The sequence below is a fragment of the Geodermatophilus sp. SYSU D01176 genome (genome assembly GCF_054050015.1).
In genome coordinates, this window is sequence record NZ_JBJGYN010000021.1 from 41,931 (window position 1) to 60,743 (window position 18,813).

The following is an 18,813-nucleotide window of genomic DNA, read 5'->3' on the forward strand; positions in this document are numbered from 1 at the left end:
GACTCGGTTGACAACGGCGGGCACAGTGCGCTCGTGCCTCCCGGAGCCCTGCACCACCGGGTGACCGCCGCCCTCAGCAACGGGCGGCTCGACGACGCCGAGGAGCTGCTGGCCGACGTCGGCAGCGACTCCTCCCCCTACGTGGCGCCCGCGCCGCGCGCCGGCGCCGCCGACCGCCCCTCCGACCTGGGCCGGGCCTGGGCCGACACGCTGCGCGCCGAGCTGCTCGTGCGCCGGCTGCGGCAGGCCGGCTTCACCCTGGTCGGCGACCCGGTCGAGCCCGCGTCCGCACCCGGGACCGGCGTGGCGCTGGACCTGCACGCCGGCGTGGCCGAGCTGATCGACGGGCCGCCCCCCGGCACCGAGGACGGCGACCCGCGCGCCTCGCGCGCCGCGCTGGCCATCGCCCTGGTGCGCTCGGCGAAGGCCGCCTTCGACGCCACCGAGGACGAGCTGCAGCGCGCCGCCGGCCTGGCCCGGCACGCCCGCATCGAGCTGCTCTCCCGCCGCATCGACGCCGCCATGGACGAGGCGGTGGAGGCGGCCAGCCTGCTCGACCCCGCCTTGCCGCCCTCCGCGCTGCTGGTGGAGACGCTGGGCACCCTCGCCGGGGTGCTCGCCGACCTCGAGCTGATGCCGCTGGCCCTGGACTACCGGCGGCGCGCGCACGAGACCGCGGTGGCGGCCGCCGCGCTGCCGGGCGCGCTGCGCGCGGAGGACGGCGCCCCCGACGTCCTGGTCGCCCGCGCGGCCGCCCGCCTGGGCGAGCTGTGCGCCGAGCTCGGGGAGGCGCTGCTCGACGACGGCGACCCGGACGCGGCCGCCGCCCACTTCGCCGAGGCCCGCGCGCTGGCCGAGCAGGCGCTGGCGCTGCTCCCGCCGGAGTCGGCCGAGGCGGTGGTGGCCGCCCAGGTCGTGCACGGCTGGGCGCTGGTCGGGCTGGGCGAGCACGCCGCGGCGGCGGGTGCGCTGCGGGCCGCCGTCCGGGCGACCGCGGCCACCGGCGACCGGGCGCGGCAGGCGGCGGCACTGCTCGCCCTGGGCCGCGCGCTGCGCCGGCAGGGCGACGGGCGCGGCGCCGACGAGCAGCTGGCCCGGGCCCTCGCCACGGCGAGCGAGCACGGCCTGCCGCGGCTGCGCCGGGCGGCGCTGCGCGAGCTGTGCACGCTGCACGCCGAGCTGGACGACGCCGGCCGGGCGCTGCCGTACCTGCAGGCCTACCTGGCCGACGAGCTGGACCGGGTCGACGAGCGGCGCACCCGCTGGGTGGAGCTGTTCGGCCGGCGCAAGAGCCTCCTGGAGACCGAGCGGGCCGCCGGGCAGCTGCGCCGGCAGGCCTACGAGGACCCGCTGACCCACCTGCCCAACCGGCGCTACGCCGAGGCGACGATCGACGGGCTGCTGGGCAGCGGGGCGGCGCCGGCCCTGGCGGTGGTGGACGTCGACCGGTTCAAGGAGGTCAACGACGCCGTCGGCCACGCCGGTGGGGACGAGGTCCTGCGCCGGGTGGCCGAGATCCTGGTGGCCGGGTGCCGCGACACCGACGAGGTGTGCCGCTGGGCCGGCGACGAGTTCGTCGTCCTGCTGCCCGACACCACCGCCGAGCAGGCCGAGTTCGCGCTCGAGCGCTGCCGCCGCGCGGTCGCGGAGACCGACTGGGCGGCGCTCGGGCTGCCGGTGCCGGTGACGATCAGCGTCGGCATCGCGTCGGCCACCCGCGGCGACGACCGGCGCACGCTGTTCGCCGCGGCCGACGGCGTCCTCTACGACGCCAAGCGCACCGGCCGGGACCGCGTCGTCCGGCTCTCGGCGGTGACCCAGACCCGCGCGGTGGGCGGCCCGTCGGACGGGCCGGCTGGGGCTGCTGTGACGGACGGGTCCTCCCGGGACGACACGGCCGCCGCGGGCTCCCCGGGGCAGGCCGCGGGCGCCCCTAGGGTCCCTGCCGTGCAGCCTTCCCCGCTGGCCGACCCGACCGCTGTGAGCAGCGGTTTCGCCCCGCTCCTCGTGGAGCCCGCCGATCCGCCGCTGGGCCTGGGCACCTCGGCGGAGCCCGCGCTGGGACCGCTGCCGCCGGCCGCTGCACTGCCCACCGACCCGCCGCTCCCGCCGGCCGCACCGGCCCGCGGGGTGCCGGCCGAGCCCGACGTCATCTGGGGCACCGGCCGAAGCACCGAGCAGGTGCTCGCGCTGGTCCGCGGGGCGCGCCGGCAGTTCCCGGACCGGCCTGCGGTCGTCGTCCGGGCCACTCCCGAGACGCTGGTGGCCCTGGCCAGCGAGCACGACGCCTACACGATCGTGGACGCCGCGTCGATGTCGGCGGCGGTGGGGCCGCTGCCCGAGCCCGTCGGCCGCATCGGCGTGCTGTGCGGGGCCGGCGGCGACCTCGCGGTGGCCGCCGAGGCCGCCTTCGCCGCGCGCGTCACCGGCACCGGGGTGGTCCGGGTGGACGACGTCGGCGCCGGCCGGTTCCGCGCCGGCCCCCCGGACGACGTGCTGCCCGAGGACGTCGACTGCCTGGTCGTCGTCGCCGGGCTGGACGCCTCGCTGGCCGGCCTGGTCGGTGTGCTGACCGACGTGCCGATCGTCGCCGTCCCGACCTCGACCGGGCAGCCGGGCGCCTTCGGCGGCTTCGGCGCGCTGCTGACGATGCTGAACTCGGCCGCGCCCGGCGTCGTGGTGAGCAGCATCGACAACGGGCACGCCGCCGGGGTCTTCGCTGCGCGGGTCGCCCGGAGGACGCGCCGGTAGTCGCGCTGCGACTCGCCCTCTCCCGCGCGGAGGCAGTACGGGCGATGGGGACGGTGCAGAGTGCCCGATGCCGTCGAGAGCCGCTCCCGGCTGCGGACCCCGGCTCTGCGGCCGCCAACTCGAGCCTGCGGTCGTGGACGCCATGTGCATCCCCGTTCGGCGTTCCTCTTGCGGTGATCGCTGGTCAGGAGCCAGGTGCACGGGACATCGGCCTCGTGGACGGCGGGTGACACGGTCCGGCGGCCGGCTGGGTGAGCACACCGTCCCTGTCGGGGCGGTGAATGCCTGGCGCCCGCCGCTCAACGGCGCGGTTGCACGTCGAGCCGTGCGGCCTGTCGCGTCAGGTGGTCGCGTTCGGGGAGGCTGGGCGCTGAGCGGGCGGCTTCGGCGTAGAGCCGTGCGCGGTCACCGGGTCACCGTCACGCTCGTGCACGTACGCCGCGGCGGCGTGGCGGGACAGGGCGGGGTCGAGCGCTGCCAGGGCGGCTAGGACCTGTCTGACGGATCACGGGAGCCAGGTCAGTGGCGGATGGCGGAGGAGACGATCCGGGCCTACCAGGACACCGGGGGTGGGTTCGCCAGCGCCGGCGCAAGCGGCGCACCGACCGTCGGTGGGTCAGCGTCGGCGGGTGCGGGCTCGGTGAGTGGGCACTGTTCCAGTGGACGCGGTACCGGCAGGAGTGGAGCCGCGGCGGTGATGAGCAGCGGCAGCCAGCGGTGAGGTCACCGCTGACCTCCGCCGACGCGGTCGAGCCTGGCCCCTCCACCGCTCACCAGGAGACGCCGGGCTCGTAGGTCCCGAAGCTCCACTCCTGACCGCCGGGGTCCAGGACCCGGGCCCGCCGGGTGTGGAAGGGAGTGCTCTCCGGCGACATCACCGGTTGGGCACCTGCGGCAACGGCCCGATCGAACACCCCGTCGACGTCCTCGACGCGCAGGTAGAGACCGCGTCCGGTGGACCGCCCGATCAGCGGCGGCACCTGGTAGTCGGCGTCGTCACTGCTCACCATCAAGGCGACATCCCCCCAGCGGACCTCGGCGTGCGTCACCTTCCCGTCCTCCCCCTGCTGACGCCGCACCTCCGAGAAGCCGAGCGCGGCCAGCCAGTCGAGTGCGGCCGGGGCGTCGCGGTAGCTGAGGTAGGCGAACAACTGCGGGGTCACGCGGCCGAACCTAGGGGTTCCCGGCTACTCCCAGGAAGGGTGGAGGCGCCCTCTGAGGATGAGGCCACGGTCGGCGTAGCCAACTCGATGGGGACGATCCGCGTCGTTGGCCAAGGCGCGGAAGCGGCTGCCGGAAACGGGAGTGCACCACGGTGCCGACCGGGTCCGTGGTCGTCGGCGTTGCGACGGGCCTCGCGTTCCGGTCACGGTCGGAGCGGCTGATCCGGACGCCGGTGTGCGCGGTCACCGCCGTCCGCGCTGACCCGCCGTGTCCGCGGTCGTCTCCGGCGCGGAGGGGCACGAGCAGCACTCCACGACGATCACCACGGCGTTCCGGGATCCGCGGCTCGCCATCGAGGGCCCCCGCCGGAGCGAGGCCCCGCGCCCTCGGCCGAGGCGTCGAGGGGTGCGGCGACGTCCTGCCGTCGTCGATGACTTCCGAGGCCGCCGGAGGTCACCCTCTCCGACGACGGTGCTCCGGCCCCGTCCCGTCCGAGGAACAGGACTCGTGGCGGTCGAGCGCCACGGCATGCGCATCCGACGGGAGGACGACCGATGCAGAGCCTGATGGTGGACTTCATCATCTCCCTCGATGGCTACGGGGCCGCCGAGGGCTGGCCCGGCTACTGGGGCCTGGAAGGGCCCGAGTACATGGGGTGGCTCGATGAGCAGGAGGAGCACACGGCCCTCATGGGAGCGACGACCTACCGGCTGATGTCCGGGTTCGCCGCGCAGATGCCCGACGAGCCCGGCCTGGCGGGGCTGACCGCGATGCCGAAGGTGGTGTTCTCCTCGACTCTGGAGCCGCCACTGTCGTGGGCCAACACGGAGCTGGTCGACGGTGACGCGGTGGAGGCCGTGCGGGCGATGAAGCGGGAGGCCAGCCGCCCGATGCGCACCATCGGCAGCCTCGCCCTCAGCCGGTCGCTCCTCCGGGCCGGTCTGGTGGATCGCTACCGGGTCGTCGTCTTCCCCGTCATCACCGGTGCCACCGGCCGTGACCGGGTCTTCGACGGGTACCCCGACGTCGCCCTCGAGCTGGTGGACCACCGCACCTTCGACGGCCGGCTGCAGATGCTCGAGTACGTCCCCACGGTCCTCGACGCCCCGCCTGGCGTCGGCGAGTGGCCGAACGCCTGAGGAACGTCCCTCGGACGCCGTCGTGCGCGGGAGGGACGAGCCCGTCGAGGGCGTGTGGACGGACGAGCTCGTCGGGCGCGCTCCGTGGTGACCGCCTGGACGGCCCGGGAGCCGGCACGGCGTCCTGGACAGCGGCCACCGCGGGCTCGCCGGGCGCGGTCGGGAGGGACTTCCCCGGTGATGGCTCGGCAGTCCTCGGCCACGGAGATGGAGCTGTCGGTGCAGCCCACCACTCCTCCTGTCACTGCTGGGCGCCCCACTCGGCCAGGCGCCGCTCCTGCTCCTCGGGACCGACGTCCTCGACCTTGGTCATCACCGCCCAGCGGTGGCCGAACGGGTCGTAGACGGAGGCGAAGCGGTCGCCGGTGACGAAGGTGGCCGGCTCCTCCCGCACCGTGGCGCCGCGCTCCACAGCGCGGGCGAACACCGCGTCGACGTCGGCGACGTAGACACAGGTGGAGCTGCTCACCCGGTCCTCGGCGTACCCACTCGGCGCCACCAGGCCGTAGGCGTCGTTGGGGTCACCGAGCTGCAGCCGCCCGAGCCCGAGGTCGAGCTCCGCGTGCACGACCGTGCCGTCGGGGCCGTCCATCCGCTGGACGACGGTGGCGCCGAAGACGTCGGCGTAGAAGCGGATCGCCTCGGCCGCGGGGGAGCAGACGAGGAACGGGGTCAGCGTGGTGTAGCCGTCGGGACGGCCGTTCGTGATCGCCATGTCGCCGAGCCTGCCTAGGCTCCGGCCGTGCCGTCTTGGACGAACGCGACAGGTCCGGCGAGCGGCCTGCTGCGGCCGGCCGAGACCGCCCGGGAGGCGGGCCTGCGCCGCGACGCCCCGGTGTCCCCGGTGCTGACCCCGTTCGTGGAGCGGTACTGGTCGGTGCGCTGGGACCGGACCGGCCGAGCGCCGCACCGCTCCGAGGTGCTCAGCCATCCCAGCGTGAACCTGTCGGTGGAGTCCGGCTCCGAGCCGCGGTTCGGGCACGCGCTGCCCGCCGTCCTGGTGCACGGCGTCATCCCACGCCGCTTCACCATCGACCTCGTCGGGACCGGCCGGGTCACCGCGGCCAAGTTCCGGCCGGGCGGCTGGGTGGCCTTCGGCGGCCCGCTGCCCGGTCGGGCCACGGTGACGCCGCTGGGTTCCGCGCTCGGCCTCGACGCCGCCCGGCTGCTCGACGCGGTGCTCGGCGTCGGGGACGACGACGCCCGCGCCGCGGTGCTGGACGAGGCCCTCGCCCCCCTGGCCCCGGACCCGCCCGCGGCGTACCGGGAGCTGCTCGCCCTGCTCGAGCGGATGGCCGCCGACCGGTCGCTGGTCCGCGTCGAGCAGGTGGCGGCGCTGGGTGCGATGAGCGTCCGGTCGCTGCAGCGGCTGTTCGCCGGCTACGTCGGGCTGAGCCCCAAGGCGGTGCTCGCCCGGTACCGCCTGCAGGACGCCGCGGCGACGATCGACGCCGGCGGGGTCGGCGACCTGGCGGGCCTGGCGGCGTCCCTGGGCTGGTTCGACCAGGCGCACTTCAGCCGCGACTTCCGGGCGGTCACCGGCACGACCCCGTCGGCCTACCTGCGGCAGGCCCGCGCGGCGGAGGGCACCGGGAGGGCGACGAACCGGCCGACGTGGGTCGGATCGGTCTCCGGCACCGGTGCGGTCAGCCCGCCTCCTCCTGACGGACAGCCAGCCGGTCGAGCGCGGATCTCCAGATCCTCGGGAACAGGAAGGGCCCGAGGAGGCGCTGCAGGAGCAGGATGATCGCTCCGCGCACTCCTCGGGGGTCCGTGTGGTGGATCAGGACGTCGACCCGGCTGCCCCCGCCGTCCCGCGGACTGATCCGCACCTCACCCCTACCTGCGCCACAGTGATCGCTGTCCACCAGTGACCAGCGGACGACGCCGGGCTCCCAGTCGTAGCGCAGGAGGACCCAGATCTTCGTCCCGCCGCTGCCCTCGCGGACCACGGCCCAGGTGTCACCGAGTTCACGGACCTCGTACTTGCCGGGATCGAGGCTCTTGCTCCACACCTCCAGGCGACGGGCGCTGAAATCGGTGAAGGCCCGGAAGACCTGATCCGGTGTCGCTGCCGTCTCCAGACTGAACCGGAAGAGCATGACGCCTCCAGGTGCGTCGACAGAGGCTCACCGTGGCCTCGCTGGGGAGGTCGCCCTAGAGGCTTCGGTCACCAGCTGAGATGCGACCGGCTGCGCAGCACCGGCTGAGCCCGGTCAGACCACCGGCTGCGGCTCGTCGACGGCGTCCGCCGGCGGTCGCGCCCCGGTCGCCGCGGCGTCGGCGCGCGCGAGCAGGACGACGGCCCGGCGCAGCACGTCCGGCGGCTGGGTGTAGGGCAGCCGGAGCCGGTCGTCGAGGGCGTGCCCGGTGCCGAACAGCGGACCCGCCGCCAGGCGCAGCCCGAGCCGCTCGGCGGCGGCCACCACCGCGCGGGAGCGCGGCGAGGGCAGCCCGCACCACAGCACCAGTCCCCCGGCCGGCTCGGGGACCTGCCAGTCCGGTAGCAGCCGGCGCACCTCGGCGGTCAGCACCGCCCGCCGCTCGCGCAGCTGCTCGCGCAGGGCGGCCAGCGACTCGTCGAGGCCGTCCAGCAGCGCACAGGCGGCCAGCTGCTCGACGACGGGGCCGGACATCGACGTCCGGACGGCGACCGCGGCCAGCCGGCGCACGACGTCGGCCTCGGCGCGCACCCATCCCACCCGCAGTCCGCCCCACGCCACCTTGCTCAGCGTCCCCACGGACAGGTGCCCGGCGCCGAAGGCGGCCAGCGGCGGAGGCGCCGTCGTGTCGAGCCCCAGCTCGGCGAACGTCTCGTCGACCACGGCCGGGGTGCCGGTGCGGCGCAGCGCCCGGGCCAGCCGCTCCCGCCCGGCGGCGTCGAGCAGGACGCCGGTCGGGTTCTGGAAGTCCGGCATCAGGTAGGCCGCCGCGGGCCGGACGGCGGACAGGATGCGCTCGGTGGCATCGAGCCAGGCCGCGGGCTCGTCGGGGTCGAGCGCGACGGGCAGCACGCGGGCGCCGACGGCCCGGGCGGCCTGCAGGGCGTTGGGGTAGCTCGGCTGCTCGACCAGCACCCGCCGCCCGCGCCCCAGCAGGCCCGCGAACCCGATCGACACCCCGTGCAGCGCACCGTTGGTGACCAGCACCTGCTCGGGCGCCGTGGGCAGGCCGCGGGCGGTGTAGCGCGCCGCGATCCGGGCCCGCAGGTCGGGCAGGCCGGCGGGGTGGTAGCCGTGGGACCCCAGGAAGCGGGGCAGTTCCTCGAGCGCCGCGGCCAGGGCGGCCGGCACCGAGGCGGGCGCCGCCGGTGCGGCGTGGGCCAGGTCGACGGCACCGTCGTCCGGCGGGCCGGGCACCCACGCGCCGCGGTGCGGACCCGCGGGCAGGGCCGCGAAGGTCCCGGCTCCCTGGCGGGCGGTGGCCCAGCCGTCCTCGCGCAGCCGGGTGTAGGCGGCGGTGACGGTGGCCCGGCTGACCGCCAGCGCCGTCGCCAGCTCCCGCTCCGCCGGCAGCCGGGTGCCCAGGGGCACGCGACCGTCGGCGACCAGCCGGCGGATCCGCACGGCCAGGGCCGCGTAGCGCGGCGGCCGGTCGGTGGCGAGGTCCCCGACGAGGGCGCCGAGCGCGCGGGCCGACGTGGTCTCCATGCCACCTCCTGCGGATTGGCCTGGGATCTCCAGGCCGATCCTGGCGCAGCATGGACGCATGCACCAGCTCCGCACCCGGCCGGCCCGTCGCCTCGTCCAGCTGTACGCGGGCCTGGTGCTCTACGGCCTCTCCATGGCCCTGCTCGTGCGCTCGGGGCTGGGGGTCATGCCGTGGGACGTGCTGCACCAGGGCCTGGCCCGCCAGCTCGGCTGGTCGCTCGGGGTCGTCACCATCGTCGTCGGCGCCCTCGTGCTGCTCGCCTGGATCCCGCTGCGCGAGCGGCCGGGGCTGGGCACGGTGAGCAACGTCGTGGTCATCGGCCTGGCGCTCGACGCCGCGCTCGCCGTCCTGCCGGAGCCCACGTCCCTCCCGATCCGCGTCGCGCTGGTCCCCCTCGGGATCGCGCTCAACGCGGTCGCGACCGCCGCCTACATCGGCGTGCACCTCGGCCCGGGTCCGCGGGACGGGCTGATGACCGGCCTGGTGCACCGCAGCGGTCGATCGGTGCGGCTGGTGCGCACGTCGATCGAGGTCGCGGTCGTCGTCCTGGGCTGGCTGCTCGGCGGCACGCTCGGCGTCGCCACCGTGCTGTACGCGCTGGCCATCGGCCCGCTCGTGCACGCCCTGCTCCTCCGGCTGTCGGTGGAGGTGCCCGCCGCGCGGGCGGTCCAGCCGGTCAGCTGAGGACCGTCCGCCGCAGGCCGGCCGCCACCACGGGGACGACGGCGAGCACGAGCACCGCCACCGCGACGACGCCGCCGAGCGCCCAGGCCGCGAAGACCAGCAGGCCGGCCAGCTCGATGCCGAGGCCGGCGACCGAGGTGACCGTCGCCCGCCGGCTGCTGTCGATGCGCTCCTGCAGCCGGGCCTCGGCGACGACGAGCACCGCCAGGTACAGCGCGTAGGAGACCGCGACCACCGCCAGCGCGGCCGGCCCGGGCACCACGGCCACCGCCCCGAGCAGCAAGCCGGCGAGGAGCAGCAGCAGGGGCAGCGTGCGGTCGGGCAGCCGGTCGGCCCGGCCGCCCAGCGCGGCGCCGAGCGCCCCGGCCAGCGTGATGCCCAGGACGGCGACCGGGACGGCGGTCGTCGACACGCCGCGGTCGCCGGCGAGCACCGGGAAGTACTCCTCCACCGCGTCCAGCCCGCCGACCAGCGCGACCGCCAGCACGGCGAGCCGCAGCGCGGGCACCCGGGCGGCCTCGGCCACGCCGCTGCGCAGGGTGCCGAGCAGCGACTCGCCGTCGGGCTCCCGCGGCGGCTCCGGGAACCGCAGGGCGAGCACCGCCCAGACCAGGCAGACCGCCGCGCTGGCCCAGCCGACCAGCGGGTAGCCGCCGAGGGCGTACAGCAGGCTGGCCGCCACCGCCGTCGGCACCTGGACGAGCAGCTCGGCCGACGTCATCCAGCCGTTGACCCGCGCGAACGCGGCCTCGGCGCCGACCTCGGCCAGCCCGTCGTAGACCAGCGCCTCCACCGTGCCCGAGACCAGCGCGCCGGCCACGCCCCAGACCGCGAAACCGGCGGCGAACCCCCAGAGCCCGGGCGCGAGCGTCCACACGACGAAGGCGGCCGCCTGCAGGACGCCGCCGAGGACCAGCGCGCCCCGGCGGGACCACCGGTCGGCCAGCGCCCCGGCCGGGACCTCGGTGACCAGCGCGGTGACCGACCAGGCGGCGAACAGCAGCGACAGCTCGGCGGCCGAGACGCCGGTGTCGAGGAACAGCAGCGCGTAGAGCGGGTAGAGCGGCACCAGCTCGGACAGCGCGGTCCAGCCCACCGCCAGGCGGGCGAGCGGCCGGGCGGCGGGTGGCAGGGGCGGCAAGGTCGGGCGTCAACGGAACGGCACGGCGCGGACCGTAGCGCGGGTCACCCCGGGCCGCAGCCGGATTTCCGCGACCGCTGGGCTAGGCTCGTCGGCCGAGAAGGGGAGTAGCCCCCCGTCCGCTGGTCGACACGCTGGCGCCCCCGGGCGCCCGGTCAGCGGGCCCACGTTCGGCCGTGGGTGGGCGAGACCTTCGACCGCAGCAGCCATCGCGGCTGCCGGTCGGAGGCTGCCCGCATCCGTCCGGCAGCGCCCTGACGGAAGTGAGAACCCGTGTCCCTGACGGTCGTGCTGACCGCCTTCGTGCTCGTCCTGCCGGTGGAGCTGCCGGACAAGACGCTGTTCGCCAGCCTGGTCCTGGCCACCCGCTTCCCCCCGCTGCCGGTGTTCGTCGGCGTCGGGGCGGCGTTCGGGCTGCAGGTCGCCATCGCGGTCACCGCCGGTAGCCTGCTGTCGCTGCTGCCCGAGGCGCTGGTCAGCGGGGTGGTCGCGGTGCTGTTCCTGGTCGGCGCCGTCCTGCTGTGGCGCAGCGCGACGGAGGGCCCGGAGGACGCCGGGGACGTGGCGGCCGGCCGGGAGGGGACGTCGTTCCTCCGGGTCGCCGCCATCTCCTTCGGCGTCCTCTTCGCCGCCGAGTGGGGCGACCTGTCCCAGCTGGCCACCGCCGGCCTGGCCGCCCGCCTCGACGACCCGATCTCGGTCTTCGCCGGGGCCTGGGCCGCGCTGCTCACCGTCTCCGCGCTGGCCGTCTTCCTCGGCACGAAGCTGGCCGACCGGCTGCCGGTGGCGCTGATCCGCCGGGTGGCCGCCGTCCTGTTCCTGGTCTTCGCCGTCGTCGCGGCGGTCGAGACGGTCCGCACCCTCGCCGGCTGAGGAAGGCCCCCCGCCCCACCGCTCGCAGGCTCACGCCGGGACCCGTCCAGCGGCTCGCCGCAGACCTCGTCCCAGGTCCCACCCCGAGCCTGCGAAGGGTGGGGAGGACGAGGTCCTCCCCACGCTGAGGAGGACGGGGTCCTCCTACCTGCAGGGGGCCGGGGTCCGAAGCCCCTCCACGCCCGCGGGAGGGCGGCCTAGCGTCACTCCCCCACGGGGGAGAACCCGAGGAGGTCGCCGTGCCCGTCATCCCCGAGCTGCCGTGGACCGCCCAGCACATCGGCGACGGCCCGGGCGTCGTCGTGGTCACCCACCTGCACCTGCGCCGGCTCCGCGACGTCCCGGCGTTCCTCCGCACATCGCTGGCCATCCGCGCGCAGGCAGCGGCCGCGCCGGGTGCCCGCTCGCTGTACCTGCGGGCCCAGCCCCTCGCCCGGCACTTCACCACCGTGTCGTGGTGGGACGACCAGGCCGCCGTCGTCGCGTTCGTCCGCACCGACCCGCACCGCTCGGCGATGCGGCGCTGGGGCCCCGAGATGCGCGAGTTCAGCAACCGGTCGTACCCCGGCACCGATGGCACCGTCCCCACCGTGCAGACGGCCGCTGCGCTCCCCGCGTAACCCGGTCGGCCGCGGTCGCTCCCGGTGGCAGCATGGCCGCTGATGGATGCGGCCGTGCGGGTGACCGACCTCGTCAAGCGCTATCCCGGCCGGCCGGTCAACGCCGTCGACGGGATCTCCTTCGCGGTGCAGCGCGGGGAGGTGTTCGGCCTGCTCGGCCCCAACGGCGCGGGCAAGACGACGACGATCGGCGTCCTGACCACGCGGGTGCTGCCCACCTCGGGCACCGCCAGTGTCGCCGGGGTGGACGTCGCCGCCGACCCGGTGACCGCCCGCAGCCGGCTGTCGGTGGTGCCGCAGCGCCCGAACCTGGACCGCGCGCTCACCGCCCGCCAGAACCTCGTCTTCCACGCCGCGTACCACGGCGTCGGCCGGGCCGAGCGCAACCGCCGGGCCGACGCGCTGCTCGAGCAGCTGGGCCTGGGCGGGCGCGGCGGGGACAAGGTCGACGACTACTCCGGCGGGATGGCGCAGCGGCTGCTCATCGCCCGCGCGCTCATGCACGCCCCGCAGGTGGTGTTCCTGGACGAGCCGAGCACCGGGCTGGACCCGCAGGCCCGGCTGTTCGTCTGGGACCGGGTGCGGGAGCTGCGCGCGGGCGGGACCACCGTCGTCCTCACCACCCACGACATGGACGAGGCGGCGACGCTGTCCGACCGGGTCGGCATCATGGACCACGGCCGGCTGCTCGCCCTGGACACCCCGGCCGCGCTCACCCGCTCGCTGCCCGGCAGCGCCACCCTCGACATCGACGTCGAGCGCGCGCCCGCGGACACCGACGAGGCGGTGCTGGCGGCCCTCGCCCCGCTGGCCGAGCGCGTCGAGCCGGTCGCCGACGGCTCCGGGCTGCGGGCCCGCCTCTACCTCTCCGGGGACGCCGCCGCGCTGGTCGGCCCGGTGTCCGAGGCGCTGGGTGCCCGGCGCGCGCGGCTGACCGGGGTGCGCATCGGCGAGCCGAGCCTCGAGGACGTCTTCCTCAGCCTCACGGGACGGGAGCTGCGATGAGCACGGACACGGTCGCGCCGGGCCTGGCCGCCGGGGTCGGCGGCGCCGCACCGGGCCGGCCCGACGTCGGCCGGGCGTTCCGCGCGCTGCTGTGGCGCGACGTGTTCGTCACCGGCCGCGAGCTGGTGCCCTTCCTGCTGCAGGTGGTGCTGCAGCCGGTGTTCCTGCTCTTCGTCTTCGGCAAGGTGCTCGTCGAGCTCGGCTTCGCCACCGCGCAGTACTCCGACGTGCTCCTGCCCGGCGTCATCGCGCTGACCGCGTTCCTCACCGCGCTGCAGAACACCGCGTTCCCCCTGGTCATCGACTTCTCCTTCACCAAGGAGATCGAGGACCGGCTGCTCGCGCCGCTGCCCACCGCGCTGGTCGCCGTCGAGAAGGTGGTGTTCGCGGTGCTGCGGGCGCTGGTCGCCGCGGCGGTGATGTTCCCGATCAGCTGGTGGGTGCTCGGCACGCTGCCGGTGCAGTGGGGCGACCTGCCGGTGCTGACCGCGTTCCTCGTGCTGGGCTCGCTGGTCGGCGCGGTGATGGGGATGACGCTCGGGACGTTCGTGAAGCCCAACCGGATCAACGTCGTCTTCGCCGTCGTCTTGACGCCGGTGCTGTTCACCGGCTCCACCCAGTTCCCGTGGCAGTCGCTGGACACGCTGCGCTGGTTCCAGGTCGTCTGCGCGCTCAACCCGCTGACCTACGTCAGCGAGGCGCTGCGCGCAGAGATGGCGCCGGGCGTGCCGCACCTGCCGCTGTGGCTGTGTGCCCTGGCGCTGGGGGGCTTCCTCGTCGTCTTCGGGGTGACGAGCCTGGTCGGCTTCCGCCGCCGCGCGCTCGACTGACGGAGGACCTCCCTGCCCCACCGTCACGGCCCCGTCCCGAGCCTGCGCGGGGTGGGGAGCCCGAGACCCGCGCCGCCCGGATCCAGAAGACGGCCGGGGCGCTGAGCGCGGGCCGCAGGACCCGCTGACGTCCTCCCGACCCGGGTGCCCGGTGGTCTCCCCCGGAGGCTCCGGCGGTGAGTGCAGGTGCACTCACCGCCGGAGCGTCCCGGAACACCACCCCGGGCCGGCCGGGTCGGGCCACCCCCGGCCGGTCAGCGCAGGGTCGGGATCCACTCGGCCAGCGCGCGGCCGATCTCGTGCGGGGAGTCCTCGGGCACGAAGTGCCCGCCGGGGACGGTCACCTCGGTCACCGCCTTCCACTTGCGCACGAAGGCCCGCGGCCGGCCGACCAGGATCGAGCCCGGGTCGGCGTTGATGAACAGCTTGGGGACGTCGCTGGTGCGCAGCCACTGGCCGTACCCGGCGACCACGTCGCGGACCTTCGGCGGCACGTTCTCGATCGGCAGCTGCCGCGGCCACTCGAGGGTCGGCCAGCGGTGTGCCGGGTCGGCGAAGGGTTCGCGGTAGCGCGCGTGCGCCTCCGGGGAGAGGCCCCGGGCCACCGACGCCGGCAGGATGCGCTCGACGAAGGCGTTCTTCTCCAGCACCGCGGCCTCGCCGTCCGGACCGCGCATCGTCCGGAAGATCTTCCGCGCGGCGGCCGGCCAGTCGGCCCAGGTCAGCGGGACGACCAGCGCCTCGGTGAAGGCGATGCCGCGGACCGCCCCGGGGTGGCGGTGCGCCCAGTCGAAGCCCAGGGCCGAGCCCCAGTCGTGCAGCACGAAGGTGACCCGCTCGGTGGCGCCGACCGCCTCGAGGAACCGCGCGAGGAAGCCCGCGTGGGCGGAGAACGAGTAGCTGCCGGGGCCGGGGTCGGGCAGCTTGTCCGACTCCCCCATGCCGATCAGGTCCGGCGCGAGGCAGCGGCCGAGGTGCTGGACGTGCGGGATGACGTTGCGCCACAGGTAGGACGACGTGGGGTTGCCGTGCAGGAAGACGATCGGGTCGCCCTCCCCGGCCTCGACGTAGGCCATCTGCAGGGTGCCGTCGGCCCGGCGGTCGACCCGGACGCGCTTGCGGGGGAACGGGTCGTCGGGTGAGACGTCGGCGGCCATGCCTGCGATCCTCACCCATCCCCCGGCGCGGCACCGCTCGGGGTGGCCGACCCGGAGCCTCGCGAGCCCGGCAGGGGTCCTCCAGGCGGGTGCACCGTCGACAGCGGGGCGTCACCCCCGGGAGACCAGCCCCTCGGACACCAGCCAGTCCAGGGCCACGTCCGCGGGGTCCTCCCCGTCGACGTCGACCCGGGCGTTGAGCTGCTGCAGCACGTCGTCGGTGAGCAGCGGGGTGATCTGCGCGAACACGTCGGCGATCCCCGGGTGCCGCTCGAGGACCTCGGTCAGCACCACCGGGGCGACGTTGTAGGCCGGGAAGAACGCGCGGTCGTCCGCCAGCACGGTGAGGTCCAGCGCCGGGATGCGCCCGTCGGTGGTGAAGACCTCGCCGAAGTCGCACAGCCCGTTGTCGGTGGCGGTGTAGACCGCGCCGGTGTCCAGGATGCTCACGTTCTCGCGCGGCACCCCCTGCGGGTCCCCGAGCGGGATGCCGTAGGCCTCGAGCATCGGCTCGAACCCGTCGCTGCGCGTGGCGAACTCGGACTCGACGCATAAGGTGCGCTCCTCCACCGGCAGCGCGGCGACGTCGGAGAGGGCGTCGATGCCGCCCAGCTCCGGCACGGCCTCGCTGCGGACGGCGAAGGCGTAGGTGTTGTTCGCCGGCGCGGGCGGCAGCCAGGTCAGGCCGTTGGCGAGGTCGGCGTCCCGCACGGCCTCGTACTGCTCCTGCCGGTCGGGGATCCCCTCGGGCATCCCCAGGTAGTTCAGCCAGCCGGTCCCGGTGTACTCCCACTGCACCTCGACCTCGCCGTCGAGCATCGCCGCCCGCGCGGGCGCCGCCCCCGGGATGCCGCTGCGGTCGGTGACGTCGAACCCGGCGGTCTGCAGGGCGATCACCGCGATCTTGCCCAGGACCAGCGCCTCGGTGAAGTTCTTGGTGCCCACCACGACCTCGGCGCCGTCAGCTCCGGGCAGCGGCTCGATCTGCCCGGGCGCGGCCTGCGGCGCGAAGGTGTTGGCGCTCTCCAGGCCGCAGCCGCTCAGCGCGAGGACGGCCGCCAGGGCGACGGCGGGGAGTCGCGGTCCCATGTCAGAGCCCCTTCGGTCGGGCGACGTGCTCGACGACGCGGCCCAGCCAGTCGACGGCGAGGGCCAGCAGGGCCACGAGCACCGCCCCGCTGACCAGCAGCGAGTCCAGGGACAGCGTGATGCCGGTGTTGATCAGGACGCCCAGCCCGCCACCGTCGATGAAGGTGGCCAGGGTCGCCGTGCCCACGAGCAGCACCAGCGCGGTCCGCACCCCGGCCAGCACGACCGGGACGGCGAGCGGCAGCTCCACGCGGAACAGGACGGCGGCGGCGCTCATGCCCATGCCGCGACCGGCCTCGACCAGACGCGGGTCCACGCCCTGGATGCCGACCATCGTGTTGCGGAGCACGGGCAGGGCCGCGTAGACGACCAGCGCGACCACCGTCGTCCCGAAGCCGAAGCCCAGCCAGGTGGCCAGCAGGACGAACAGGCCGATCGCCGGCGCCGCCTGGCCGGTGTTGGCGATCCCGCTGATCAGCGGGCTGAACCGGCGCAGCGGCCGCCGGGTGAGGGCGATGCCCAGCGGCACCGCGATGAGCAGCACGATCACGGCGGCGGCGACGGTCAGCAGCAGGTGCTCGCGGATGCCGGTCCACAGCGCCGTCCAGCCCAGCTGCCGGGCCTCGGTCTCGGTCAGCGTGGCGTTGGCCCGCCACAGCACGAAGGCCAGCACGCCGGCGGCGACCAGCAGCGGCTGGGTGGCCAGGGCGCGCCAGCCGCCGCGGCCGGCGCCGGCCGACGTCTCGTCGGCTGGCCGGGTCGCCGACTCCGGGGTGCCCAGCGACGGGCTCTCGGGAGCGACGGTCATCCGGCCACCTCCGCCCGCGAGCGCTGGATCGCCGCCATCACGCTCTCCACCATGAGCACCCCGGCCAGCGCCTCCCGCCGTCCGGTCACGACCACCCCGCCCTGGCTGGCGGCCAGCATGGTGTCCAGCGCGTCGTTGAGCGTGGACCGCAGGTCCACGACGGGCAGCCGCTGGTCCACGGTGGCCGGCACGGTCGTCGTCCGGGTGAGCTCGGCCAGGGTCGGCCAGCTGATCGGCCGTCCGCGCCCGTCCAGGACGACGACGAAGTCGTGCCCGGCCGCGCGTGCGGCGGCGACGGCCTGGGCGGAGTCCGCACCGACGGCCGCCGTGGTGACCTGCCGCAGCTCCACGTCCCCCACCCGGGTCAGCGTGAGCTGCTTGAGCGTGGCGCCCGCGCCGACGAAGTCCGCGACGTACTCCTCCGCCGGGTTGGCGAGGATCGCCTCGGGGGTGTCGAACTGGACCACCCGGGCCCCGACGTCGAAGACGACGATGCGGTCGCCGAGCTTCACCGCCTCGTCGAAGTCGTGGGTGACGAAGACGATCGTCTTGCCCAGCTCCTCCTGGATGCGCAGCAGCTCGTCCTGCAGCCGCAGGCGGGTGACCGGGTCGACGGCGCCGAACGGCTCGTCCATCAGCAGCACCGGGGGGTCGGCGGCCAGCGCGCGGGCGACACCGACGCGCTGCTGCTGCCCGCCGGAGAGCTCGCGCGGGTAGCGGTCGCGGTAGACGGCCGGGTCCAGGCCGACCAGGTCGAGCAGCTCCTCGGTGCGGGCGGCGGTGCGCGTCCTGTCCCAGCCGAGCATCCGCGGGACCAGGCCGACGTTGGTGCCGACCGTCATGTGCGGGAACAGCCCGCCGGCCTGGATGACGTAGCCGATCCGGCGGCGCAGCCGGTCGGGGTCCTGGTCGGTGACGTCCTCGTCGCCCAGGTGGATGCGCCCGCCGGTCGGCTCGATGAGCCGGTTGAGCATCTTCAGCAGGGTGGTCTTCCCGCAGCCGGAGGGGCCGACGAACATGACGGTCTCCCCGGCGGGGATCTCCAGGCTCACGTCGTCCACGGCCGGGCGGGCCTGCCCGGGGTAGCGCTTGGTCACCCCGTCGAGGCGGATGGAGACCCCGCTGACCCGGCGGTCCGGCGAGGCGGCGGTGGCGGGTGTCGTCGTCTCAGACACGGATCCCCCTGGGCGTGGTCAGGCGACCGGCCAGCACGAGCAGCAGGTCGAGGACGAGGGCCAGCAGGACGATCGCGATCGTCCCGACGAGTGTGGAGTTCAGAGCGTTGGCGCCGCCCAGCCGGGAGAGGCCGGAGAAGATCAGGCCGCCCAGCCCCGGGCCGAGCACGTAGGCGGCGATGGCCGCGATGCCCATGACCATCTGGGTGGACACCCGGATGCCGGCGAGGACGACCGGCCAGGCCAGCGGCAGTTCGACGCGCAGGAGGACCGCCGCCCGGCTCATGCCGATGCCGCGGGCGGACTCGACCAGCGAGCGGTCGACGCCCGCGAGCCCCACGACGGCGTTGCGGAGCACCGGCAGGGCCGCGTAGAAGGTGACCGCGATGACCGCGGGGGTGATGCCGAAGCCGAACGGGGCCAGCAGGATCCCCAGCAGCGCGAACGCCGGGATGGTCAGGCCCACCGCCGAGACGCCGTTGGCCAGCGCGGTGGCCGCGGGGCTGCGGTAGACCAGCACGGCCAGCGCGACGGCGAGCACCGTGCCCAGGAGCACGCACTGGACCACCAGGCTCACGTGCTGGAAGGCCTGGAAGGCGATGAGCCCGCGGCGCTCGACCACGTAGTCCCACATCAGGCGGCACCTCTCCGCGCCCGGGCGGAGCCGGGCACTGCTCGTCGGTCGTCTCGTGGGCGGGGCTGCGGGTCCGGCACGGCTCGCCGACT

Annotated in this window: 18 protein-coding genes; 8 read left to right on the plus strand and 10 right to left on the minus strand. The window is 75.5% G+C overall.

The genetic code is table 11. The features are described from left to right. Nucleotides 1–33: 33 nt before the first annotated feature. Nucleotides 34–2,751, plus strand: coding sequence for a diguanylate cyclase domain-containing protein (locus ACI78Z_RS13125; protein ID WP_457036977.1), 2,718 nt, complete (start codon nucleotides 34–36; stop codon nucleotides 2,749–2,751). 770 nt (nucleotides 2,752–3,521) lie between these two features. On the opposite strand, the gene ACI78Z_RS13130 is transcribed toward ACI78Z_RS13125, so the two are convergent. Beyond that, on the minus strand, nucleotides 3,522–3,914 hold the full coding sequence (locus ACI78Z_RS13130; protein WP_457036978.1) for a VOC family protein: 393 nt from the start codon (nucleotides 3,912–3,914) through the stop codon (nucleotides 3,522–3,524). Between the two features lie 555 nt (nucleotides 3,915–4,469). Here ACI78Z_RS13130 and ACI78Z_RS13135 point away from each other — a divergent pair. Further along, nucleotides 4,470–5,054 (plus strand): dihydrofolate reductase family protein, encoded by a 585-nt coding sequence (locus ACI78Z_RS13135; RefSeq protein WP_457036979.1) that lies wholly within the window; start codon nucleotides 4,470–4,472, stop codon nucleotides 5,052–5,054. 241 nt (nucleotides 5,055–5,295) lie between these two features. Here the strand turns inward: ACI78Z_RS13135 and ACI78Z_RS13140 are convergent, their stop codons facing one another. Next, nucleotides 5,296–5,769, minus strand: a complete 474-nt coding sequence (locus tag ACI78Z_RS13140; RefSeq protein ID WP_457036980.1) for a VOC family protein — start codon at nucleotides 5,767–5,769, stop codon at nucleotides 5,296–5,298. 27 nt (nucleotides 5,770–5,796) lie between these two features. On the opposite strand from ACI78Z_RS13140, the gene ACI78Z_RS13145 reads away from it, so the two are divergent. Beyond that, entirely contained in the window at nucleotides 5,797–6,801 is a 1,005-nt protein-coding gene (locus ACI78Z_RS13145; protein WP_457036981.1) for a helix-turn-helix domain-containing protein, read from the plus strand. Here ACI78Z_RS13145 and ACI78Z_RS13150 read toward each other — a convergent pair. Both ACI78Z_RS13150 and yczR read right to left on the minus strand, forming a co-directional pair. Then, entirely contained in the window at nucleotides 6,701–7,156 is a 456-nt protein-coding gene (locus tag ACI78Z_RS13150; RefSeq protein ID WP_457036982.1) for an SRPBCC family protein, read from the minus strand. The genes ACI78Z_RS13145 and ACI78Z_RS13150 overlap by 101 nt on opposite strands. Nucleotides 7,157–7,270: 114 nt before the next feature. Continuing rightward, entirely contained in the window at nucleotides 7,271–8,704 is a 1,434-nt protein-coding gene (yczR, locus tag ACI78Z_RS13155; RefSeq protein ID WP_457036983.1) for a MocR-like transcription factor YczR, read from the minus strand. 58 nt (nucleotides 8,705–8,762) lie between these two features. Between yczR and yczE the strand changes: the two genes are divergently transcribed. Then, nucleotides 8,763–9,389 (plus strand): membrane protein YczE, encoded by a 627-nt coding sequence (gene yczE, locus ACI78Z_RS13160; RefSeq protein ID WP_457036984.1) that lies wholly within the window; start codon nucleotides 8,763–8,765, stop codon nucleotides 9,387–9,389. Here yczE and ACI78Z_RS13165 read toward each other — a convergent pair. Then, entirely contained in the window at nucleotides 9,382–10,530 is a 1,149-nt protein-coding gene (locus ACI78Z_RS13165) for an MFS transporter (protein ID WP_457036985.1), read from the minus strand. The two genes, yczE and ACI78Z_RS13165, sit on opposite strands and share 8 nt — an antisense overlap. A gap of 273 nt (nucleotides 10,531–10,803) precedes the next feature. Here ACI78Z_RS13165 and ACI78Z_RS13170 point away from each other — a divergent pair, with 273 nt between their 5' ends. The 4 genes from ACI78Z_RS13170 (at nucleotide 10,804) to ACI78Z_RS13185 (ending at nucleotide 13,858) form a co-directional block, all read left to right on the plus strand. Further along, nucleotides 10,804–11,403 (plus strand): TMEM165/GDT1 family protein, encoded by a 600-nt coding sequence (locus ACI78Z_RS13170; RefSeq protein WP_457036986.1) that lies wholly within the window; start codon nucleotides 10,804–10,806, stop codon nucleotides 11,401–11,403. A 239-nt stretch (nucleotides 11,404–11,642) separates the two neighbouring features. Next, nucleotides 11,643–12,023 carry a hypothetical protein gene (locus tag ACI78Z_RS13175; RefSeq protein WP_457036987.1) on the plus strand — a complete coding sequence of 127 codons (381 nt, stop codon included), beginning with the start codon at nucleotides 11,643–11,645 and terminating at the stop codon, nucleotides 12,021–12,023. A 42-nt stretch (nucleotides 12,024–12,065) separates the two neighbouring features. Beyond that, entirely contained in the window at nucleotides 12,066–13,028 is a 963-nt protein-coding gene (locus tag ACI78Z_RS13180) for an ABC transporter ATP-binding protein (RefSeq protein WP_457036988.1), read from the plus strand. Next, nucleotides 13,025–13,858 (plus strand): ABC transporter permease, encoded by an 834-nt coding sequence (locus ACI78Z_RS13185; protein WP_457036989.1) that lies wholly within the window; start codon nucleotides 13,025–13,027, stop codon nucleotides 13,856–13,858. Before ACI78Z_RS13180 ends, ACI78Z_RS13185 begins: the two co-directional genes overlap by 4 nt. Nucleotides 13,859–14,112: 254 nt before the next feature. On the opposite strand, the gene ACI78Z_RS13190 is transcribed toward ACI78Z_RS13185, so the two are convergent. From ACI78Z_RS13190 to ACI78Z_RS13210, 5 genes are all read right to left on the minus strand, one after another. Continuing rightward, nucleotides 14,113–15,015 (minus strand): haloalkane dehalogenase, encoded by a 903-nt coding sequence (locus ACI78Z_RS13190; RefSeq protein WP_457036990.1) that lies wholly within the window; start codon nucleotides 15,013–15,015, stop codon nucleotides 14,113–14,115. A 111-nt stretch (nucleotides 15,016–15,126) separates the two neighbouring features. After that, entirely contained in the window at nucleotides 15,127–16,104 is a 978-nt protein-coding gene (locus ACI78Z_RS13195; protein WP_457036991.1) for a glycine betaine ABC transporter substrate-binding protein, read from the minus strand. A gap of 1 nt (nucleotide 16,105) precedes the next feature. Beyond that, nucleotides 16,106–16,912: an ABC transporter permease gene (locus tag ACI78Z_RS13200; RefSeq protein WP_457036992.1), complete on the minus strand. Its 807-nt coding sequence runs from the start codon at nucleotides 16,910–16,912 to the stop codon at nucleotides 16,106–16,108. Continuing rightward, nucleotides 16,909–18,087, minus strand: a complete 1,179-nt coding sequence (locus tag ACI78Z_RS13205) for an ABC transporter ATP-binding protein (protein WP_457036993.1) — start codon at nucleotides 18,085–18,087, stop codon at nucleotides 16,909–16,911. The genes ACI78Z_RS13200 and ACI78Z_RS13205 overlap by 4 nt, the downstream gene beginning before the upstream one ends. Continuing rightward, nucleotides 18,080–18,721 (minus strand): ABC transporter permease, encoded by a 642-nt coding sequence (locus tag ACI78Z_RS13210; RefSeq protein ID WP_457036994.1) that lies wholly within the window; start codon nucleotides 18,719–18,721, stop codon nucleotides 18,080–18,082. Before ACI78Z_RS13210 ends, ACI78Z_RS13205 begins: the two co-directional genes overlap by 8 nt. Nucleotides 18,722–18,813 lie beyond the last annotated feature (92 nt).